Raw genomic sequence first — 19208 nt, 5'->3', positions numbered from 1 at the left:
AAATGAATCGATTTGTTCGCATCTTAGAAAAGATTCAATTAACAGCAGGTGTACTCTTTTTAACACTTTTCTTTGTCGTAATTGTGTTCCAAATCATCACCAGGCATTTAGGTATTTCAGTGATCTGGACTGAGGAAGTAGCTAACTATTCCTTTATTTGGGCAGTATTTATGGGTGCGGCTGTCGCGGTTAACCGCAGAGACCATTTTACTTTTGATTATCTTCAACGGAAATTAAAGAACGTTTCAAAATTATCACTGAATATCTTTAATGATATTGTTTTGATTTTATTTAATGCTGCTATTTTCTTATATAGTTTACAGGTTGTACAACAGTTTTGGAATTACAACTGGGCTGCTTTACCACAAATGAAAATGGGCTACGTTTGGATTTCGATCCCGGTTATGGCAATGACAATGATTATATATTCTGTATCACATTTAATGAATCATGTTAAATCGTTAAAAGCGAAGGAGGTAAGTGAGTGATGGGCTTTATATTACTGGGACTATTCATCGTATTAATGTTTATAGGTGTACCCATTGCTTTCGTAATTGGAATCGTAGCCTTATTAGGTATTTTTAACATTCCTTACATTCCTGAAATGACTGTACCAATGAAAATGCTTAATGGATTAGATTCATTTGTATTATTAGCAGTACCTCTATTCATTTTAGCAGCTAATTTAATGAATTCCGGTAAAATATCTGTTAAATTAATTGATCTAGCTTTAGCTATTGTTGGACCAATACGTGGTGGACTGGCTCATGCCAACATTCTTGTTTCCATGATGTTTGCTGGAGTTTCAGGTGCCTCACAAGCAGACACAGCTGGGGTTGGTAAGATTCTGATTCCAAGTATGATTAAAAAAGGCTACGACAAAGAAACGGCTGTCGGTGTTACTGCAGCTTCTTCAACGGTTGGGGTTGTTATACCTCCTAGTATTCCAATGATTATCTTTGCTGGTTTAACAAACGCCTCTGTTGGAGCATTATTTCTTGGTGGGATAGTACCAGGTATTTTAGTAGGATTAGCTATGATGATATTTATTTATATTATTGCTGTAAAACGAAATTATCCGAAGACAGCACGTGTTGAGTTAGTTAAATTCTTGAAATTACTTGGACAAACTATTCCTGCTTTATTTACGCCAGTTATTATTATTGGCGGAATTATTACCGGTTTCTTTACAGCAACCGAAGCAGCAGCTGTTGCATCTCTGTACACTTTATTAATAAGTATGTTTTTATATAAAACGCTTAAAATAAAGGATTTACCAAAGATCTTGATTGATACTTTATCTTTAAGCGCACTATCTCTATTCGCATTAGCAGCAGCGAGTGCACTTGGGGAATTAATGAGTTACTATCAATTAGGAGCACAGGCACAGGAGTTCTTTACGAATAACGTTGGTTCTGATTGGGTATTTATTCTCATATTAATTGCATTCTTTATCTTCGTTGGTACTTTTATGGATGCAATTCCTGCAATGATTTTGTTTGTGCCGGTTATTCTGCCGACTGCATTACAGTTTGGCATTGATCCCGTACATTTAGGATTAATCGTAGTTATGACATTAGCAATTGGGCTAGTAACTCCACCATACGGACTATGCTTATTGTTAGCAGCTAAAATTGGTGAGTTGTCCATCGAAAGGTCATTTAAAGCTGTATTACCGTATATTGCAATTGTGCTAGTTGTATTGGTATTTATCGCCTTTTTCCCTGACGTAGCATTTTATATTCCTAAAATGATAAATCCAGGACTATTCTAGTCTAACGCAAGGAGGAGTTTTCCATGTTGACCCAAATGGAACTAAATAAAAAGAGTGCTGGTGAAGAAGCTGTTAAGTATATAGAAAATGGTATGACAATAGGATTAGGATCAGGCTCTACCATTAATTGGATGCTTCAGAAGTTGGGGGAATCTGTTAAAGAAGGATTGGATATTAAGGGTGTGCCAACGTCCATTAAGACTGAGCTATTGGCGAAGGGTCTTGGTATTCCCTTAGTAGATTTTTCAGAAGTAACCCAAATAGATCTAGCCATTGATGGCGCAGATGAAGTGGATCCTGGATTGAATCTTCTTAAAGGTGGAGGAGGATCCTTAGTAAGGGAAAAGATTGTTGACGCAATCGCTGGGCAGTTGATTGTCATTGTTGATGATTCAAAAGTAGTCAAGCAATTAGGCGATTTCCCCTTGCCAATAGAGATTCTACCCTTTGGTTGGGAAGTAACAGCGAAGCGTATTGCTGATTTTGGATGCGTTCCAAATCTGCGAAAAAAAGATAACGATGTATTTGTATCAGATAATGGAAATTATATTTTGGATTGTACATTTGATCAAATCACACAACCAAAAAAGTTACACCAGGATTTAAAATTATTAGTGGGAGTCGTAGAAACAGGTTTATTTGTAGATATGACTGATAAATTGATCATCGGGCGTAATGGTAAAATTGATATGCTACCGTAATCTAGGCAAATTAAATTGACACCACGATGTATTGCTAGGAGGAATGAAAGTGAATGATGTAATTACAATCGGAGAAGCAATGATAGCATTTAGTCCCTCATCAACAGGTCCAATGAAATTTGTTAATGGGTTTGAGAAAAAAGTGGGAGGCGCAGAGTTGAATTTGGCGATAGGTTGTTCGCGCCTTGGTTTGAAAGCTGGTTTTATTAGCAGATTGGGAAATGATGAATTTGGAAAATATATTCAGACGTTTGCACGAGGAGAAGGGATTGACGTCTCTCAGGTTGAGTTTGTTGATGGTTATCCGACTTCATTAAACTTTAAAGAAATTATGGAAGACGGCAATGGCAGAACATTTTATTATCGTGATAAATCTCCAGTTTTATCCATGACAGCGGATGACTTGAAAGAGGATTACTTTAAAGGGGCCAAGGTGTTACATCTAACAGGAATTTTTCCTGCTATTGATTCAAAAAACATAGAGATTTTTGACCGTGCCATTGCTTTGGCTAAAAAAAACGGGTTAATAATTTCTTTTGATCCGAACATCCGCTTGCGTATGTGGAGTAAGGAAAAAGCAAAAGAAGTGTTGTCAAGAACTCTTCCTTATGTTGATATTTTACTTGCTGGTGATGAGGAAATGGAGATTATTATTGGAGAGAAAGATCCAAAAGCGATAATTGAAAAAGTAAAAGATTTAAGTATATCCTATGTTGCTATCAAACAAGGTGGCGATGGGTCAGTAGGTTATCATAATGGTGAATACTTGGAGGCGGCACCTGTTAAAGCAACAAAAGTAGTTGACACGGTAGGTGCTGGTGACGGGTTTAATTCAGGGTTTATTTACGGTGTGTTACAAAATTGGCCACTGGAAAGAATACTGAAATTTTCCAATACAATTGGCTCCATGGTAGTTAGTGTTGTTGGAGATAATGAAGGTCTCCCGTATTATGAGGATGTACAGTGTCGTTTAGGGGAAGTAGAAAGAATCGAACGATAAAAAAGGGTGTATTTTAATGAAATTACAGTTAGCGCTGGATCGCTTAACTAGAGATGAGTGTTTACAGATTGTAAGTGAGACCGAAAAGCTTATTGATTTAATTGAAGTTGGAACAGGTGTTATTAAGGAATACGGCATGGCAATTGTTCGCCAAATGCGTGACCTATATCCTGACAAGATAATTGTTGCAGACATGAAGACATGTGATGCTGGTGGGCATGAAGCGAAGCAAGCTTTTGAAGCTGGTGCTGACATTGTAACCGTTATGGCTTTCTCTTCTGACTTAACAATTAAAGAGACATTGAAGGTTGCTGCAGAATATGGAAAACAAGTCATGGTGGACTTGCTAGAAGTGATTTCCAGGGACAGGCTGGCTGAATTGCAGAACATTAGCGTCAATCTTGTTAGTTTGCATGTTGGAATAGATAAGCAACAAGAAGGTAATTTTAATACAGATTTGTTTAATTTAGTAAAAGGATTTGATTTTGAAGTTAGCGTAGCGGGTGGTATCAACTTGGATACATTTATAGATATTGTTCAGGAAAAACCGGATACAATAATAGTCGGAAGCGCAATTACAAAAGCGGAGAACCCTAAGGAAGCAGCTACTAAGATGAAGAATATGCTTAGCTGAAAATCAATAGAACAAAGGACATGCAGACAGGCATCGCGTGAAAAGGGTATGGGCAACTATTAATTATAGTATCACGAAACTGTTAAGTTACTAAGAAATAAATAACTTAACAGTTTTTTTAAGGCTTTGTTAAAATTAAATGTTGATATAAGGTGAAAAAATTAAAACTTCCAATTATCTGGGAGTTCTAATTCGTAGTATAGTCTTATTCTAAACTGCACCGGTTAACTTTAGATAGATAAGAGAGAGAATTGGAACAACATAATTATACGTAAGGTTCTTCTTCATTCGATATTTCTAAAATAAATGGTATGAATACAATTATTATCGCAGCTATAATGACAATAAGGATCGAGGCAGTGCCTATCGAAAAATCCAACCAGACGTTAAGCGGCAATATCAGTAGTGGAATGAGCGCAAATAAGCCAGAATTTTTTCTGGATGATGCTGACTCATATTGTCTTTTTCCGCAATACGGGCATTTTAATCTGAATATGTTTTTGATTGTTTGCCCCCACGTCCATTTTTCCCCGCAGCTTTGACAGGTCGGCATTTAAATGGTCACCTCCCGATATATTATCTAACCCTCTTTTAATAATTCAACAGAAAGATTAATTTTCCTTTTTTTGTGACGGTACCATGATCTTCCCTGAACCCCGCCGTTTTAAAGCTCTAAAGCGAAAAATCAAAGCTGCCATTACCCTATCCTCCATTATATTCCCACAGAATTTTCCACGAATCTTTTGTGTCTACAACATACACCGCCAGTGAAAAATGAAATTTCCCATATTTTCCTTGATATGTTTGGACCACATTAAATATATATATAAACTTCTTTTAAGGCTGGTGAATCCTCCGCCATTTTCCAATTGTCTACCTTTCCAACATCCTCAATGGCAAAGTCAAAGGTTTCCACGCCGAAATGTCCCATAAAAACATGTGCTCGATCTGTTATGTAAGCTGTTTTACTCCATTTCTCTTTCATGTAGGGATGGAATAACTCCCAGTACTCCGTAAAAGCAGCCTCCTGTTCAAAGCTATAAAACTCATTTACTATATTTTTTGCTTGCTGGCTTTGAGAAAACAATGTCAATTGAAAAACGAAAAATGACATAAAAATATAATTTAAATTAGATCGCTTTCTTATGTTTATCTTCCCCTTTAGTAAACCGCATATTAAAGAATCTGGTAAACCAAGTGACTTTATTAATGTTTACGCTCTCCGTTATTTAGGGTCTAAAGAGTTATTCAGCGGGCTGATTGACGGAGGAGGGTGGGGAAAGTTTCTTTCAACCTAATAGGATGCATCGGGAAAGCCCGCCAGGCCAATTGTTGTAGATGTTTTTTGGCCAGTGTGCCTGTCTTTCTGTCCCAACAACGGGATTTGTACTAGTGGTTACCAGTTCCTATCCATATACTTAAATAAAAGAGTATCCAAGTCTTGATTATGGAATAATGTTATAATAATGAAAAAAGAATTAAAAGTGAGGTATTGATTATGCCTATGAAAGAATTCAGAGTTAGAACTAACGAAGATAAAAAAGTACAGAGCATATTAAACCGTTTTACTGAAGTAGTTATAATTGGAGAAAAAAGAAGGGAGGATGAAGAGATGACTCCTGATCAAAAAAGAATGGATGAAGACATTAGAGCTTATGAAGAAGTATTTGGCGCTTCCAAAATGACTGGCGAAAATGTTAAGGAATTAATAAAGATTTCTAACAGAGAGGAAGAATGGAGAAGGAATTGTGACAAATAAAAAATTAGCAGTATTCGATAATAATATATTTGTTTATCATAACTTAGGATTCGAACCAATCAGGCAATTATTTACTAACGTGTTAACAGCTGGGATGAAATTGGAACTTCTTCCAATTTAGCAATGGAATTAATGTGGTATAGCCCTAGGAGGATATGATGTGATAACAATTAAAGATATTGCAGAGTTGGCGAATGTTTCTAGGTCAACGGTTTCCAGAGTGTTAAATGATTCTGGATATGTCAGTGAGGATGCTAGAAAGCGCGTAGAGAAGGTAGTTAAAGAGACTGGCTATGTCCCGAGTGAACAAGCGAAGTCACTAAGAACCAAGAAGACCAAGGTGATCGGGGTTATCTTGCCGACGATTCAAACGGAAACACCGAGTAGAATTGTGACTGGTTTAGGACGAGAGCTGTCGAAGCACGGCTATCAGATTCTTTTGGCCAATACGGACCATGATAAAGAAAAGGAAATCGAATATTTGGATTTGTTGAAGGTACGTCAAGTAGATGGAATTATCTTGATCGCTACGAATACCGATGCGAAGCTGATGAAAAAAATAAAAGAATTGAATATTCCTTTGACCGTAATCGGACAGGAAGCAGAGGAAGTGATGTGTGTTACCTATGATGATTACCATGCTCAAAGGGATTTGACGAGGTTTTTTATTCAAAAAGGCCATGAAAAAATTGCTTTTATCGGAGTTGATGAGTCCGATCGGGCAGTAGGGCATTTTCGGAAAAAGGGATTTTTAGATGAAATGGCTGCAAATGGACTGTCTGTAGAAAAGGCTTGGGTTGAAAAGGGAATTTTTGATATTGATTCAGGACGCGAAGCGATGGAAAAGATTCTAAGCCGTGCAGTGAAAAAGCCGACTGCAACAGTTGCTGTGACAGATCGATTAGCAATTGGGGCGATGAGTTATTTAAAAAAGCAGGGGATCAAGATTCCACAGGACATGGCAATAGCTGGCATTGGGGCTTCAGAAATATCGCAGTACATGAATCCGCCATTAACGACAGTGGATTATCAAAATGAGAAAGCTGGGGAGGAAGGCGCGAAGCAAATTTTGGCTAGCATTGAATCGAGCCCGTTTCAGAAAAAAATAATAATGGGCTATAGACTAATTATTCGGGAAAGTATATAATAAGAGTGGAAAGCGATTTCATATTAAATAGTATGGAATCGATTCCACGCTGTTTAATATGAAATGCAGTTGCAGGTATTTTATTTTTAACCAATGTGGAATCGATTCCACAAATTTATAAAGGAGAGTGAAGCTCGTGTCTGAAAATAAAAAAATAGCAGGAGAGCTGATTGATGCTGTGGGTGGTCTAGAAAATATTGAATCCGTTACCCATTGTGCTACAAGAATGCGATTCATTATTCGAGATGAAGAAAAAGTCAATAAAGAACAAGTCGAGGAAATTGACAAAGTAAAGGGTGCTTTTTTCAATTCTGGGCAATATCAAGTTATTTTTGGAACAGGTACCGTGAACCGGATTTATGAAGAAGTAGCAAAATTTGAGTTAAAGACGTCTACGAAATCTGAACAATCAAAGGAAGCTGGAAATAAAGGTAACAAGCTCCAGCGAGCGATTCGTACGTTTGGAGATGTATTTGTCCCAATCATTCCAGTACTTGTTGCGACAGGGTTATTCATGGGTCTACGCGGACTTATTATGCAAGAAGAAGTTTTGGCTATTTTTGGATTAACTACGGATGATATTTCTAGTAATTTCCTACTCTATACGGAAATTTTAACGGATACAGCATTTATTTTTCTACCAGCATTAATTGCTTGGTCAACTTTCCGTGTATTTGGTGGGACACCGATTATTGGAATTGTACTTGGGCTGATGCTTGTTAGTCCTGCTTTACCGAATGCGTGGGGTGTTGCGACTGGTGCTGAACCCCTGATGTTCTTTGGGTTCATTCCAGTTGTCGGCTATCAAGGTGCGGTACTTCCTGCATTTATCGCAGGTATTATTGGTGCCAGATTAGAAAGAGCGATACGGAAGCGTGTTCCAGAAACGCTTGATCTAATTGTGACACCATTTCTTACCTTATTATTAATGAGTATTGCGTCCTTATTCATCATCGGGCCAATCTTCCATATTGTTGAAGGTTATATTCTAGAAGTTGCTTTGTTTGTATTAGGATTGCCGTTCGGTTTAGCTGGAATTTTGCTTGGCTTCTTTAATCAAATCATTGTTATTACTGGTGTTCATCATATCTTTAACTTACTTGAAATCCAGTTACTTGAAAACTTAGGAAATAACCCATACAACGCAATCATTACTTCGGCTGTTGCCGCACAAGGTGGAGCAGCATTAGCGGTTGGTTTAAAAACAAAGCATAAGAAGCTAAAAGCGTTAGCAATGCCTTCTTCCCTATCAGCATTTTTAGGGATAACCGAACCAGCAATTTTCGGTGTCAACTTGCGCTATGGGAAACCATTTTTAATGGGATTAATCGGTGGAGCTGCAGGTGGTTTCCTTGCATCGATTCTTAACCTTGCAGGATCCGGTATGGCAATTACTGTAATACCAGGTACACTTTTATACTTGGATGAACAGCTTCTGCTTTATATTTTAGTTAATCTTGTAGCGATTGCGGTTGCTTTCGTTTTAACATGGATGTTTGGTTACTCAGATAAAGATACACAAAAGGAACATGCATAATAGGAGATATTTTATGAGACAGTCATCGAATGAATTAAAACAGCGTGCATATAAAAGAATAAATGATTTAAAAGAGATCGTTGCCAGTGATCCTTACCGGTTGTATTACCATATCATGCCACCAGTTGGATTATTAAATGATCCGAACGGCTTCGTTTTCTACAAGGGTCAGTACCACATGTTTTATCAGTGGAATCCGTTTCGAACCGAACATGGTGCTAAATTCTGGGGACATGTTGTTTCCAATGATCTGGTTCATTGGCAGGACGCAGAGATGGCATTAGCCCCAGATCAATGGTATGACAAGAACGGTTGCTATTCCGGGAGTGCAGTGGTTTTTCAAGAGAAGTTATATGTTTTTTATACAGGGAATGTAAAAAATGAGCAAGGAAACCGGGAATCCTATCAATGTCTCGCCGTCTCAGCAGATGGCATTCATTTCGATAAGAAAGGACCAGTTATTGATGTGCCACCGGGCTATACGCCGCATTTCCGTGATCCAAAGGTATTTGAGAAAGATGGTAAGTGGTACATGGTAATAGGTGCTCAGACAGAGGAAGAGAAAGGGGAGGCGGTGATTTATACGTCTTCTGATCTTGAAAACTGGAGATTCAAAGGTGCCATAGCAGGAAGTGGCCTTAATGGCCTGTCAGACTTCGGATATATGTGGGAATGCCCAGATTTATTTGATCTAGGTGGGAAGGATATTTTGATTGTAAGTCCACAAGGTTTAGCGCCAAAAGGTTTTGAGTTCAACAATATTTTCCAATCAGGTTATTTCGCTGGAGACGTTGATTATGAAAGAGTTTCATTTAATCATGGCGCGTTTGTAGAATTGGACCGAGGCTTTGACTTCTATGCTCCGCAAACGACAACGGATGCTTCAGGAAGGCGAATTCTAGTTGGCTGGATGGGTAATGCCGAAGAGACGGACGCCATTCAGCCGACAGTAAAAAAGGAATGGATTCATGCATTAACATTGCCAAGAGAACTGGAGTCGAAGGACGGAAAGCTGCTGCAACATCCAGTAGAGGAACTTCAATTATTACGAGAGAACGAAGTGGAGCATGCTGATGTAGTTGTATTGGAAGAAGCTTTGACACTTCCACGTGTAAATGGGCGGGTGTTTGAGTTAGAAATAGCTATCGATGCATTTTATGCGACAAATTTTTCGGTTGCGTTTGGTGAAAAAAGTAGCTTTCATTATGATGCTAAAACACAGGTTTTTACGTGTGAAAGAGGGGATTTTTCTGGGAATGGCATGGAGACTAGACACTGTGTATTGGAAAGCCTCCAACATGTCCGGATGTTTAAAGATACCTCTTCTGTTGAAATTTTCATCAATCATGGGGAGGAAGTGTTTACTTCCAGAGTGTTTGAGGACCCCAATGCTGATAAAATCTGTTTCTTTGCTAAAGGTGGACAGGTTAGGATAAATGTGAAGAAGTGGCATCTAAAGAAAGTTATAGAATATTAAATGCGATAGGGTGGAGGTTTGATTATGTTTGGGAAATTATTCAAGAAGAACGAAGAAGTAACCGATATTACTCTAGTTGCACCAGTTAGCGGTGAAGTTGTAGCATTAGAGGAGGTTCCAGATCCCGTATTTTCGGAAAAAATGATGGGCGATGGGATTGCCATAAAACCAACTAGCGGAGAAATCGTTTCGCCTGTGAACGGGAAAATTGTACAACTGATTCCAACAAAGCATGCGATTGGAATTCACGCTGAAAATGGAGCAGAAATTTTAATTCATATTGGTCTTGAGACGGTAAGCCTTGATGGAGAAGGTTTTACAGCCTATGTTGGAGAAGGTGATCAAGTGAAGAAAGGAGATAAGCTGATTCACTTTGAAATGGATATTGTACGTGAGAAAGCAAAAAGTACTGTAACGCCGATTATCATTACAAATACAGGTGATATGCGTAAGATTGATGTTAAAACAATACAGCAAGTGATTGCTGGACAAGATGTAATTTTACATGTATCGAAATAACGAAGAATGGGTGTTGAAAAATCATGAAGATGGTCTATACGATTGGGGAAGCGTTAATTGATTTTATTCCACATGAAATAGGAGTTCCAATTGAAGATGTCGTAAGTTTTAAAAAGATGCCAGGAGGAGCTCCTGCTAATGTTGCTGCAGCGGTTGCGAAGCTAGGTGGGCGTAGTAGTTTCATTGGCCAAGTCGGAGAGGACCATTTTGGATACTATTTAAAGGATATCTTATCTAAAAATGGTGTAAATGTGACCCATATGCTTCACACAAATAAAGCTAATACGGCACTTGCATTTGTTGCACTGAAAGAAGATGGAGAAAGAGAATTTGTCTTTTACCGGAAACCAAGTGCAGATATGCTCTTAAATAAAGCGGATGTGCAGGAAGTGCCGTTCTCTTCGGATGATATCTTGCATTTTTGCTCCGTTGATTTAATAGAAGCAGATGTAAAGTATGCTCATGAGGAAGTCATCCGTAATATAAAACAAGCCGGGGGAACGGTTTGTTTTGATCCAAATGTCCGTAAAAACTTATGGGACGACCTGGATGCCTATCAAAAGACGATTCAGCAGTTTATTCCCTATGCAGACATTCTAAAAGTAAGTGAGGATGAACTAGCTTTTATCACCGGAGAGAAAGAAGAAGCGAAAGCGATTCGCTCGCTTTTAGCTGGATCTGTTTCATTGCTGATCATTACCCGCGGGAAGAATGGCGTAAGCTTTTATACGAAAGATGATGAAGTATCGGTGGAAGGGTTTAAAGTGAAAGCTATTGATACAACTGGAGCAGGGGATTCCTTTATTGGAGCTTTCTTGTATCGCTTTTCAACAATGGAAAAAAATGCGTCTGACCTTACCGTGGAGGAACTAGTTGAAATGGGCAGCTTTGCAAATGCAGCCGCAGCTTTAGTTACTACGAATCAAGGGGCTATTAGTGCGTTACCTGACTTAAATGAAGTTAAAGCGCTTATTGGGTGATTTTTTCTGAAAAAAGAGTAATTGAAATTGTTGTGTAAAACAAGGACAAATTCTGGGTTATTTCACAAGAATCGAGAAGTGCTTACCTATGTTCAAATTTACTGCTGGTCATTACCCGCATTGGCCTTGTAGCGATGGAACCATAGTCCAAATAAGTTAATTAGTGCAATTTTAAACTATCGGAAAAATAAGGATTACTTCTCTTCTTTGGCTTGTAATGGCTATATTTTCTTCCAAATTTTTAAACACGATGGAGATTAATGGGGCGGAACCCTCCTCTTTATAAGATTAAGATATTTTTGCTCAGTAGGAATTTTTGTAAGTAACAAGGGTATGGACAGCTATGAATTATATTATCGAGAAGCTGTTAAGTTTATGAGATATGAATAACTTAACAGCTTTTTAAATAATTTGTGTATAGGTACAAAACAATTTCCGAATTTTGTTGACGCTAAAGGTTGTAGACAGTAATGTTGGATGATGAGCCCCAATCTCTTTACCAATCTATCTCCATGTAATCTGGATAATCCTCATTAAGTACTAACTCATTCGGATCACAGTTGTGTTTAATCGCTGCCTGCATAAGTTGTTCGTGTACTTGTTGGTATTCCTTCCCTCGCTCAGCAATTCGCTTTGCCATGATGGATATATTTTTAAACCGTTTTTCTTGATCCCAGCCTAGAAAGCGAATATTTAGTTGATCCAAATATCGGGTGAAATAATTGCTAAAATCAACGGAATACCTACTCATGTTCCTGAGCATCGAATTAAATTTTTGTCGTGGAAGGGTGTCACGCAAGGAATCGATTACAGTTGCCTGGAATTTTCGAACCGTTTGTACAGTTAAATCCCATTTAGAGTGCATCGCGTCTGTCTGGTTATACATATCAACAAAATCATTTAATGCCATAATGATAAATAGAATTTCTGGATAATAGGTATTGAAAGATAAATATACATTTTTGTTTGTACTAACAATTCCCATCCATTGCAATGTTTCCTCATCAAGCCCATGGTTCTTAAATGCGTATTCTCTATGCGCCCTATTTGCATGCCTAAGGTCATAAAAAAGTCCTAATACACGTAATCTAGCATTATAATAATCAGGATGTTTTTCTTCGTCGCCAACAATTTTGTGTAGCGCTTCATATAGTTGATCAAAATTATAAAAATCTCCTGTAATCGTTACACCAGCATAATGTGGAGTTGGCGTTATTTGGATCATTTGAATAACTCCAATCGTAAATTTTTTTTAGAAAGTAAATGACAACATTAGATTGCTATGGAAGGGTTAATAATCAGACTTCTTAAGGTAGAGATTTAGTAATTCGAGAAGGTATGCAATTATAATGTTTTTGAGTACATTTTACTAATACATATTACAACGATAAATCTAAAAAAGAAATAATAAAAAAGGATTACGTTTAAGTAAGTCAAAAGATACAGTAAATTAGTATTGCTTTTCTTTACACAAAGTTTGTCTCTCTTCCATAATCTCTATATATTAAAAAGCTATACTAGTTATGAGATTAAAAATTGGAGGATGAGAGATGAAGAAACTTGTGATTGTTTTATCATGCGTAGCGCTATTCTTGTGTGCTTTTCTTATACAATCAAGTATGACAGATGCGAAGGCACCAAGAAAAGCAACTATTCTATATTTTAATGATGCCCACGAAATTAGCCCGGTTGTAAATGAGTATGGCGACCGTGGTGGTGTTGCTAGACTGAAAACGGTAATTGACCGTGTGAAGGAAGATAATAAACATACCGTCGTTGCTTTTGGTGGCGATTTAGGTGGTGGAACACTCTTTGGTGGTGTATACAAAGGGTTTCCAATTGTAGAAGCTTTTAATCAAATAGGAATTGATATTGCAAATTTTGGACAGCATGATTTTGACTTCGGTTCTGAGGTGACTGAGGAGTTAGTTCAAGCATCGGAATTTCAATGGATTACTTCGAATTTAACAGATCCAGAAGGCAATGCATTTGCTAATCTGCCAACCTATCAAATTATCAATCAACGTGGTATCAAAATTGGAATAATCGGCTTAACAGATGACATGTATACGACAACAAATGACGGGAAGGTTATTCAGCAGGATATTATTCCTTCAGCAAAAAAAGCTGTAGCGCAAATCAAAAATACACAAAATGTTGACGTGATTATTGCATTAACACAGGAATCGCTTGAGAAGGACAAGCAATTGCTAGATGCTGTACCAGAAATTGACGCTGTGTTTACAGAAGAAAAAGCAGAAGATAGGTCCTTTATTGTCGAGCATGGTGACGATTATATACTAGCACCAGAAGGAAATATCGGTTCGGTGATTCGCTTAGATATTACGAAGCATGCGAAGGACATTAACCTCGTCCCTACTGTTATTCAAGTCGATCACACCGTTCCAGAAGACCCAGAATTAAAAGCATTAGCTGACTATTACCAAAACAAATTGGAAGAAGATTTAGGCCAAACGATTGCGCACTTAGAAACACCTTTAGTTTATGGAGCTAATCATGAATCAAGATACGAGGAAACGAATATTGGAAACTTTGTGGCCGATAGTTATCGCAATCATTTTAATGCGGATATTGGGCTAATGAATGGCGGCGGAATTCGCACAAGTATCCCTGCTGGAGAATTCACTTTACGAGATGCATACGCTATTTTACCTTTTGGCAACAAAGTAATTCTTGCTAATGTAAAAGGAGAAACACTTCAAGCCGCGTTTGAGAATAGTGTCTCACGTGTAGAAAGTTTAGGAGGAGGATTTTTACAAGTATCTGGAATCCATTATTCCTATAATCCAAATCTTCCCGTTGGAGAAAGAGTGCAGTCCATTACAATTGACAATGAACCGATTGATTTAGAAAAAGACTATCTCGTTGCCATGCCAAATTATATTGCGGGTGGTGGGGATGGCTATACAATGTTTGCAGAAAGCGAGATTATTGTAGACGAAACCAATGCGCAAACAGATGCGGAAGTTCTGATCCAATATGCAAGCAAGCTGGGTACGATTAACGCAAGTTTGGAAGAGAGGATAGTGGTGATTCAGTAGGTTGAATCATATATTAGAATTAATTTATTTCCAGCTCATAACTAGATTAAAGCCTTAATAGATCTAGTTATGAACCGGGATGCAGCTGCCTGACCCTCATCACTTTCTAAAAGTAAAAAAGCTCTTCTCATATGAGAAGAGCTTTTCCATGTTTAATTATGCTTTTTCAACGTTTGCTGCTTGTGGTCCACGGTTACCTTCTTCAATTTCAAATGTAACTGCTTGGCCTTCATCTAATGATTTGAAACCGTCGCCCTGAATTGCTGAGAAATGTACGAATACATCTTCTCCACCTTCAACCTCGATAAAACCGAAACCTTTGTCTGCGTTAAACCATTTTACTGTACCGTTACTCATAAGAAAATTCCTCCATGTGCTTTATAGCACGTTTATTACTTGTTGGTTCAAGATAATAATTCAAGACGATGATAATCACTAGAAAGTTATTACAAATATCTTGTTTTGCTAAAACGAACATCAATAAGTTAATCTTATTATAACACATAATCGAAAAGTGTGTAGCTTTTTATTAAAATCTTTTTAAAGAGGGGTACGAGGTAGTGGTCAGATCCCTGCTAGATTAGGTAATGGAGATCAAAAATCTAAGGAAAAGCTAAAGAAATGAACTTCATCAAGATTATGAAGGTCAAAGTAAGCAGGAAAAGCTGTGCAAATAACCTTCATGAAGGCCATGAAGATCAAAGAGAGCAGGAATAGCTATAGAAATGACCTTCATGAAGGTAATGAAGGTCAAAGTAAGCAGGAAAAGCCATAGAAATGACCTTCATCAAGGCCATGAAGATCAAAGTAAGCAGGAAAAGCTATAAAAATGACCTTCATCAAGGCCATGAAGATCAAAGTAAGCAGGAAAAGCTATAAAAATGACCTTCATCAAGGCCATGAAGATCAAAATAAGAAGAAAAAGTCGTAGAAATGAACATCATCAAGGCAATGAAGGTCAAAATAAGAACAAAAAGCCATAGAAATGACCTTCATCGAGGTAGAGTTTATTACTACAGAACAACAAAAATACAGCTGCAACGAAACATATCGTTGCAGCTGTATAAGTTAATTAATTTATCGTTTCATAGCTTAACTAGATGTAAAGTAGCGAAACAATTATAAACAAACCTATCGAATACTTGATCATAGAAAAACCTAGCTAATCCGCTCCTCCTTCAATCCCGGTTCCACTCTCATATCACCAGACCGCTTTAATTTCCCCCAGCCAACGCGAGTGCCTTTCAATGCAGCAAAGAAGGATTTCCACGTTACCCATAGTAGTAAGTAGCGGTAGAATATTCGTTGCAGAATCAAGGAGAGTAGCGGTTTCAAGCTTAGCTTCTCCATCCTGAATGCAACGAGGCAAACAAGGAAATCGACGAGCAAGTAACTGGCAAAAATGACTAATGCCTTTTGGGGAGCACCTGTCAGGATTCCCAAAACAAACAATATATCGATAAGCGGTGCAAAGAAAGGAATAATAAATTGAAACAGCAGCATATTGGGGAGGGCGATGAATCCGAGTGATTTATGCTTTAATCCCCCAAACGCTTTCTTGTGCTTCCAAAAACATTGTAATGTTCCAAATGTCCACCGGAACCGCTGTTTTAAGAAATCTCTAATCGTCGCCGGTGCCTCTGTATAGGCATAGGCCTGTTCATCGACTACCACTTTATGACCATGGCGGATAATTTTTAATGTCAAGTCTGTATCTTCTGCAAGCGTATCATCGGAAAAATAACCGAGCTCCTCAACCACCTGTTTGCGCCAAGCTCCGAAAGCTCCCGGGACAACTGGGACACAGTTAAGCGTGGCAAACGCGCGCTTCTCCAAGTTAAATCCAGTTACATATTCAATATGCTGCCAGGAAGTTAACAGGTTTTTCTTGTTCCCAACCCGCACATTTCCGGATACTGCCGCGATATTTTCGTCCGAAAAGTGCCGAATAAGCGTCGAAATCGAATTAGGGGAAACAATCGTATCCGCATCAATCGCAATAAAAATATCTCCCTTTGCCTTCCTGATTCCGAGATTAATGGCGGAAGCTTTCCCACCGTTATTCTTATGGAAAAGAAATACCTTTTCATTCGAATCGTATTTACGGGATACAACCCGAGATGTCTCGTCTTTGGAACCATCATCAATCACAATGACTTCCAGGTTTGGATAATTGCTTTTCAAAATCGATTCGATCGTCCTGTCTATGACATCCTCTTCATTGTAAGCCGGGATAATGACACTGACAAACGGCGGAGTAGAATGTCCCAATCCCGGCGGTTGACTGGCCCGTTTTTTATGTATGAAAGCTAAACTTCCTAGAATCAATAAGCGCAGAATTAAAATGAAAATCACACTGAAAAGCAAAATGAAAATACCTTCCTGAATGTTTGCTATATTGAACAGCATCACTTTGTAGCTCTGCATAATCGGATTTTCCGCATCTGCGACAGGAGGCATGACAGAGCTTTTATTTAGATCCATCAGCTCGCTGACCGTTACAAATGTATATCCCTCATTTTGTAACTGTTCGATAATGTCAGGCAGTGCATCCAGTGTTGCCTGCCGATCTCCTCCACCATCGTGTAGCAAAATAATATCGCCGCTGGATGCCTGGTTCAAGACATTCTGGGTAATCGCCTCACTATCACGCAGCTCCCAGTCTCTTGAATCGATATCATAATTGACGGTGACATACCCCATTTGGGTCACATCCTGTAATCTTTGGAAATGGGACGGCATATATTTAGCCTCTTCATCTCCATATGGAGAACGATACAGTGAAGTGGATTGTCCAGTAATTCCTTGAATGACGCGTTGAGAAGCATTAAGCTCAAGCTTTAGCCGTTCACCGGACATTTCATTTGTTTTAGGATGGGAAAACGTATGGACGCCAATCTCATGGCCATCCCGATAAATCCGTTCAACAATATCCTGATTGTTGATGGCCTTATTACCAATTATAAAGAACGAAGCATTGACTTGGTATTGATCCAGGATATCCAAAATGCTTTCCGTATATTCGGGATCGGGCCCATCGTCGAAAGTCAGGACAATCTCTTGATCCCCAGGCTGGCTTAAACGCTCAAACTCGGACGCTACTGGGTTGGTAACATACGTTTCACTCGTAATAAAACCAGCGTCATCAAACTGAAGGCTGCGTTTTCCTTCTTTTCGACTCTCTGTCGCCCGGAAGATATTCCCTTCACCTGTGCTGTAAATATTTCCTCCATTTTTGACAGTCAGCAATTCTTCTAATTTTTTCCCTTCAAGAACATCCCAAATAGATGGGTCCTCCGATCCGAGTCTCCAGAGTGCAATTCCCTGTGCCCCGGCATCCGCAGACATTTTCAATTGGTTGTAGAAGGTTGCACTGTCCAGGAACCATATTTCATGTAGTTTATTGTCCTCCATGTATTTAAGATATGGTGTTTGGCTCATATCATCCCATTGAATGTCCAGGTTCGCTTTTTCGGCAAGTCTCGTGACATCATCAAAGGATACAGGTTCTCCCGGTTCATGGCTTTCCCATTCCCAGTCATATCCATAATTCCCAATCGCAACAATTAGCTTTTCTTTGGGTAATTTGGAGAGAATCTCTTTAAACCATGTGGAAGAAGCAATGGTGCCAGGATTGTCCACATTTTCATCGTATGCCATCACCATCATCTGATCCACATATTTTTCTAATTTTTCGTAATCAAATGCTTCATGTGCAGCCGGTACAGCCATGGAAACGGAGAGACCATCACTATGAAAAGTCGTGTACAGTTCCTTCATAAACGCAGTCAATAAATCCCGGTCGTTCTTGTTTAGATTCTCAAAGTCAATATTAATCCCATCAAAATCATGCTGTTTGATGAGTTCATATAGTTTTTGAATGAAGTTCGCTTGTTCTTCAGGAGAATTTAAAAGGTTATGGACGGTCTCCTGATTCCACTTTTCATTCTCTATGTTGTGAATTAATGGCGTAATCTCCACATCATTCTTTTTGGCGAGCTCTATGATTTCCGGTTGAATATCACTTTCAATCTCCAATTCAGAATTCAAACTGAGCCACTGCGGTATCAAAACATCGATCGTATCAATATTTTCCCGAAGCGATTGTTCACTGTTGCTGTCCCAATTCACATAGAACGCGTAAACATCATCCCGATAGGCAACACCTTGCTGGAGAAATTTCTCATCCGTAGCGGTGGTTGCGAATTCATCCTGATTGGAAGTCATTGTTTGCGATGGACTGATGTGTGCAAATTCATCCGTTTCTTTTGCTTCCAGGCTAGGAAGCTGCGGGTTAGCATAAAGACCTAAACCTAAAAAACCGATGACCAGTGCAAATAGAACAGCTAGCGTAACAGATAAAAGAATTAAAAGATTCCATCGTTTACCAGATTCACTTTTAAAAACAAAATCATTTTGATTGGTTTCAGAGTGCAAATGTGTTTTTTTACTTCCATTGCGTAAGATTCCTTTTTTCATGTTGTTATCTACCTCATATTATTATTTTTACAACCTACAAAAATCGACTTTTTTTTATGGAATAGATTCTTTGTGCATTTTTCACAACTTATGTCGTTTTTCAGATTGGAAGGAAGGTTCTGCCAATCTTTCCCACTAA

At 38.5% G+C, this 19208-nt stretch carries 17 protein-coding genes; 12 read left to right on the top strand and 5 right to left on the bottom strand.

What is annotated here, in order from left to right; translation table 11 throughout:
• The first annotated feature begins 2 nt into the window (after positions 1–2).
• Genes MN204_RS00460 through hxlA form a run of 5 tightly spaced genes read left to right on the top strand, consistent with a single transcriptional unit; the run spans position 3 to position 4109 of the window.
• Positions 3–488, top strand: coding sequence for a TRAP transporter small permease (locus tag MN204_RS00460; protein ID WP_249869103.1), 486 nt, complete (start codon positions 3–5; stop codon positions 486–488).
• Positions 488–1774 carry a TRAP transporter large permease gene (locus tag MN204_RS00455; protein WP_249869608.1) on the top strand — a complete coding sequence of 429 codons (1287 nt, stop codon included), beginning with the start codon at positions 488–490 and terminating at the stop codon, positions 1772–1774. Before MN204_RS00460 ends, MN204_RS00455 begins: the two co-directional genes overlap by 1 nt.
• A 23-nt stretch (positions 1775–1797) precedes the next feature.
• Positions 1798–2475: a ribose-5-phosphate isomerase RpiA gene (gene rpiA, locus MN204_RS00450; RefSeq protein ID WP_306798540.1), complete on the top strand. Its 678-nt coding sequence runs from the start codon at positions 1798–1800 to the stop codon at positions 2473–2475.
• A gap of 49 nt (positions 2476–2524) precedes the next feature.
• Positions 2525–3475, top strand: a complete 951-nt coding sequence (locus tag MN204_RS00445; RefSeq protein WP_249869102.1) for a sugar kinase — start codon at positions 2525–2527, stop codon at positions 3473–3475.
• Positions 3476–3491: 16 nt separating this feature from the next.
• A complete protein-coding gene (hxlA, locus tag MN204_RS00440) occupies positions 3492–4109 on the top strand; it encodes a 3-hexulose-6-phosphate synthase (protein WP_249869101.1) in 618 nt (205 codons plus the stop codon).
• Positions 4110–4374: 265 nt separating this feature from the next.
• Here the strand turns inward: hxlA and MN204_RS00435 are convergent, their stop codons facing one another.
• Positions 4375–4662, bottom strand: a complete 288-nt coding sequence (locus MN204_RS00435) for a TIGR04104 family putative zinc finger protein (protein ID WP_249869100.1) — start codon at positions 4660–4662, stop codon at positions 4375–4377.
• Between the two features lie 261 nt (positions 4663–4923).
• Complete coding sequence (locus MN204_RS00430; RefSeq protein ID WP_249869099.1) at positions 4924–5094, bottom strand: hypothetical protein; 171 nt, start codon at positions 5092–5094, stop codon at positions 4924–4926.
• A 513-nt stretch (positions 5095–5607) separates the two neighbouring features.
• Here MN204_RS00430 and MN204_RS00425 point away from each other — a divergent pair.
• The 6 genes from MN204_RS00425 (at position 5608) to MN204_RS00400 (ending at position 11528) form a co-directional block, all read left to right on the top strand.
• A complete protein-coding gene (locus MN204_RS00425) occupies positions 5608–5868 on the top strand; it encodes a hypothetical protein (protein WP_249869098.1) in 261 nt (86 codons plus the stop codon).
• Between the two features lie 160 nt (positions 5869–6028).
• A complete protein-coding gene (locus MN204_RS00420; protein ID WP_249869097.1) occupies positions 6029–7015 on the top strand; it encodes a LacI family DNA-binding transcriptional regulator in 987 nt (328 codons plus the stop codon).
• 136 nt (positions 7016–7151) lie between these two features.
• Positions 7152–8552 carry a sucrose-specific PTS transporter subunit IIBC gene (locus MN204_RS00415; RefSeq protein ID WP_249869096.1) on the top strand — a complete coding sequence of 467 codons (1401 nt, stop codon included), beginning with the start codon at positions 7152–7154 and terminating at the stop codon, positions 8550–8552.
• A gap of 13 nt (positions 8553–8565) precedes the next feature.
• Positions 8566–10029 carry a glycoside hydrolase family 32 protein gene (locus MN204_RS00410; protein WP_249869095.1) on the top strand — a complete coding sequence of 488 codons (1464 nt, stop codon included), beginning with the start codon at positions 8566–8568 and terminating at the stop codon, positions 10027–10029.
• A 24-nt stretch (positions 10030–10053) separates the two neighbouring features.
• On the top strand, positions 10054–10548 hold the full coding sequence (locus MN204_RS00405) for a PTS sugar transporter subunit IIA (protein WP_249869094.1): 495 nt from the start codon (positions 10054–10056) through the stop codon (positions 10546–10548).
• A 23-nt stretch (positions 10549–10571) separates the two neighbouring features.
• Complete coding sequence (locus tag MN204_RS00400) at positions 10572–11528, top strand: carbohydrate kinase family protein (RefSeq protein WP_249869093.1); 957 nt, start codon at positions 10572–10574, stop codon at positions 11526–11528.
• Between the two features lie 496 nt (positions 11529–12024).
• Here the strand turns inward: MN204_RS00400 and MN204_RS00395 are convergent, their stop codons facing one another.
• Positions 12025–12753 (bottom strand): DUF6904 family protein, encoded by a 729-nt coding sequence (locus tag MN204_RS00395; protein WP_249869092.1) that lies wholly within the window; start codon positions 12751–12753, stop codon positions 12025–12027.
• A 325-nt stretch (positions 12754–13078) separates the two neighbouring features.
• Between MN204_RS00395 and MN204_RS00390 the strand changes: the two genes are divergently transcribed.
• Positions 13079–14590 (top strand): bifunctional metallophosphatase/5'-nucleotidase, encoded by a 1512-nt coding sequence (locus MN204_RS00390; protein ID WP_249869091.1) that lies wholly within the window; start codon positions 13079–13081, stop codon positions 14588–14590.
• A 156-nt stretch (positions 14591–14746) separates the two neighbouring features.
• On the opposite strand, the gene MN204_RS00385 is transcribed toward MN204_RS00390, so the two are convergent.
• Both MN204_RS00385 and MN204_RS00380 read right to left on the bottom strand, forming a co-directional pair.
• The gene (locus MN204_RS00385) at positions 14747–14947 is read right to left on the bottom strand and encodes a cold-shock protein (RefSeq protein ID WP_249869090.1); all 201 of its coding nucleotides are present in this window, start codon (positions 14945–14947) and stop codon (positions 14747–14749) included.
• Between the two features lie 801 nt (positions 14948–15748).
• Positions 15749–19069 carry a trifunctional glycoside hydrolase family 18/polysaccharide deacetylase/glycosyltransferase family 2 protein gene (locus tag MN204_RS00380; protein ID WP_249869089.1) on the bottom strand — a complete coding sequence of 1107 codons (3321 nt, stop codon included), beginning with the start codon at positions 19067–19069 and terminating at the stop codon, positions 15749–15751.
• Positions 19070–19208 lie beyond the last annotated feature (139 nt).

This window comes from Oceanobacillus saliphilus, from assembly GCF_023522835.1.
GTDB classification, from domain to species: Bacteria; Bacillota; Bacilli; order Bacillales; family Amphibacillaceae; genus Oceanobacillus; species Oceanobacillus saliphilus.
The sequence above is the reverse complement of the archived record's forward strand: the minus strand, read 5'-3'. Positions and strand labels throughout refer to the sequence as shown.

Coding starts and splice junctions, on each gene's coding strand:
- MN204_RS00460 (WP_249869103.1), top strand. CDS start 3: ATGAATCGATTTGTTCGCATCTTAGAAAAGATTCAATTAACAGCAGGT.
- MN204_RS00455 (WP_249869608.1), top strand. CDS start 488: ATGGGCTTTATATTACTGGGACTATTCATCGTATTAATGTTTATAGGT.
- rpiA (WP_306798540.1), top strand. CDS start 1,798: ATGTTGACCCAAATGGAACTAAATAAAAAGAGTGCTGGTGAAGAAGCT.
- hxlA (WP_249869101.1), top strand. CDS start 3,492: ATGAAATTACAGTTAGCGCTGGATCGCTTAACTAGAGATGAGTGTTTA.
- MN204_RS00435 (WP_249869100.1), bottom strand. CDS start 4,662: ATGCCGACCTGTCAAAGCTGCGGGGAAAAATGGACGTGGGGGCAAACA.
- MN204_RS00430 (WP_249869099.1), bottom strand. CDS start 5,094: ATGAAAGAGAAATGGAGTAAAACAGCTTACATAACAGATCGAGCACAT.
- MN204_RS00425 (WP_249869098.1), top strand. CDS start 5,608: ATGCCTATGAAAGAATTCAGAGTTAGAACTAACGAAGATAAAAAAGTA.
- MN204_RS00410 (WP_249869095.1), top strand. CDS start 8,566: ATGAGACAGTCATCGAATGAATTAAAACAGCGTGCATATAAAAGAATA.
- MN204_RS00405 (WP_249869094.1), top strand. CDS start 10,054: ATGTTTGGGAAATTATTCAAGAAGAACGAAGAAGTAACCGATATTACT.
- MN204_RS00400 (WP_249869093.1), top strand. CDS start 10,572: ATGAAGATGGTCTATACGATTGGGGAAGCGTTAATTGATTTTATTCCA.
- MN204_RS00395 (WP_249869092.1), bottom strand. CDS start 12,753: ATGATCCAAATAACGCCAACTCCACATTATGCTGGTGTAACGATTACA.
- MN204_RS00390 (WP_249869091.1), top strand. CDS start 13,079: ATGAAGAAACTTGTGATTGTTTTATCATGCGTAGCGCTATTCTTGTGT.
- MN204_RS00385 (WP_249869090.1), bottom strand. CDS start 14,947: ATGAGTAACGGTACAGTAAAATGGTTTAACGCAGACAAAGGTTTCGGT.
- MN204_RS00380 (WP_249869089.1), bottom strand. CDS start 19,069: ATGAAAAAAGGAATCTTACGCAATGGAAGTAAAAAAACACATTTGCAC.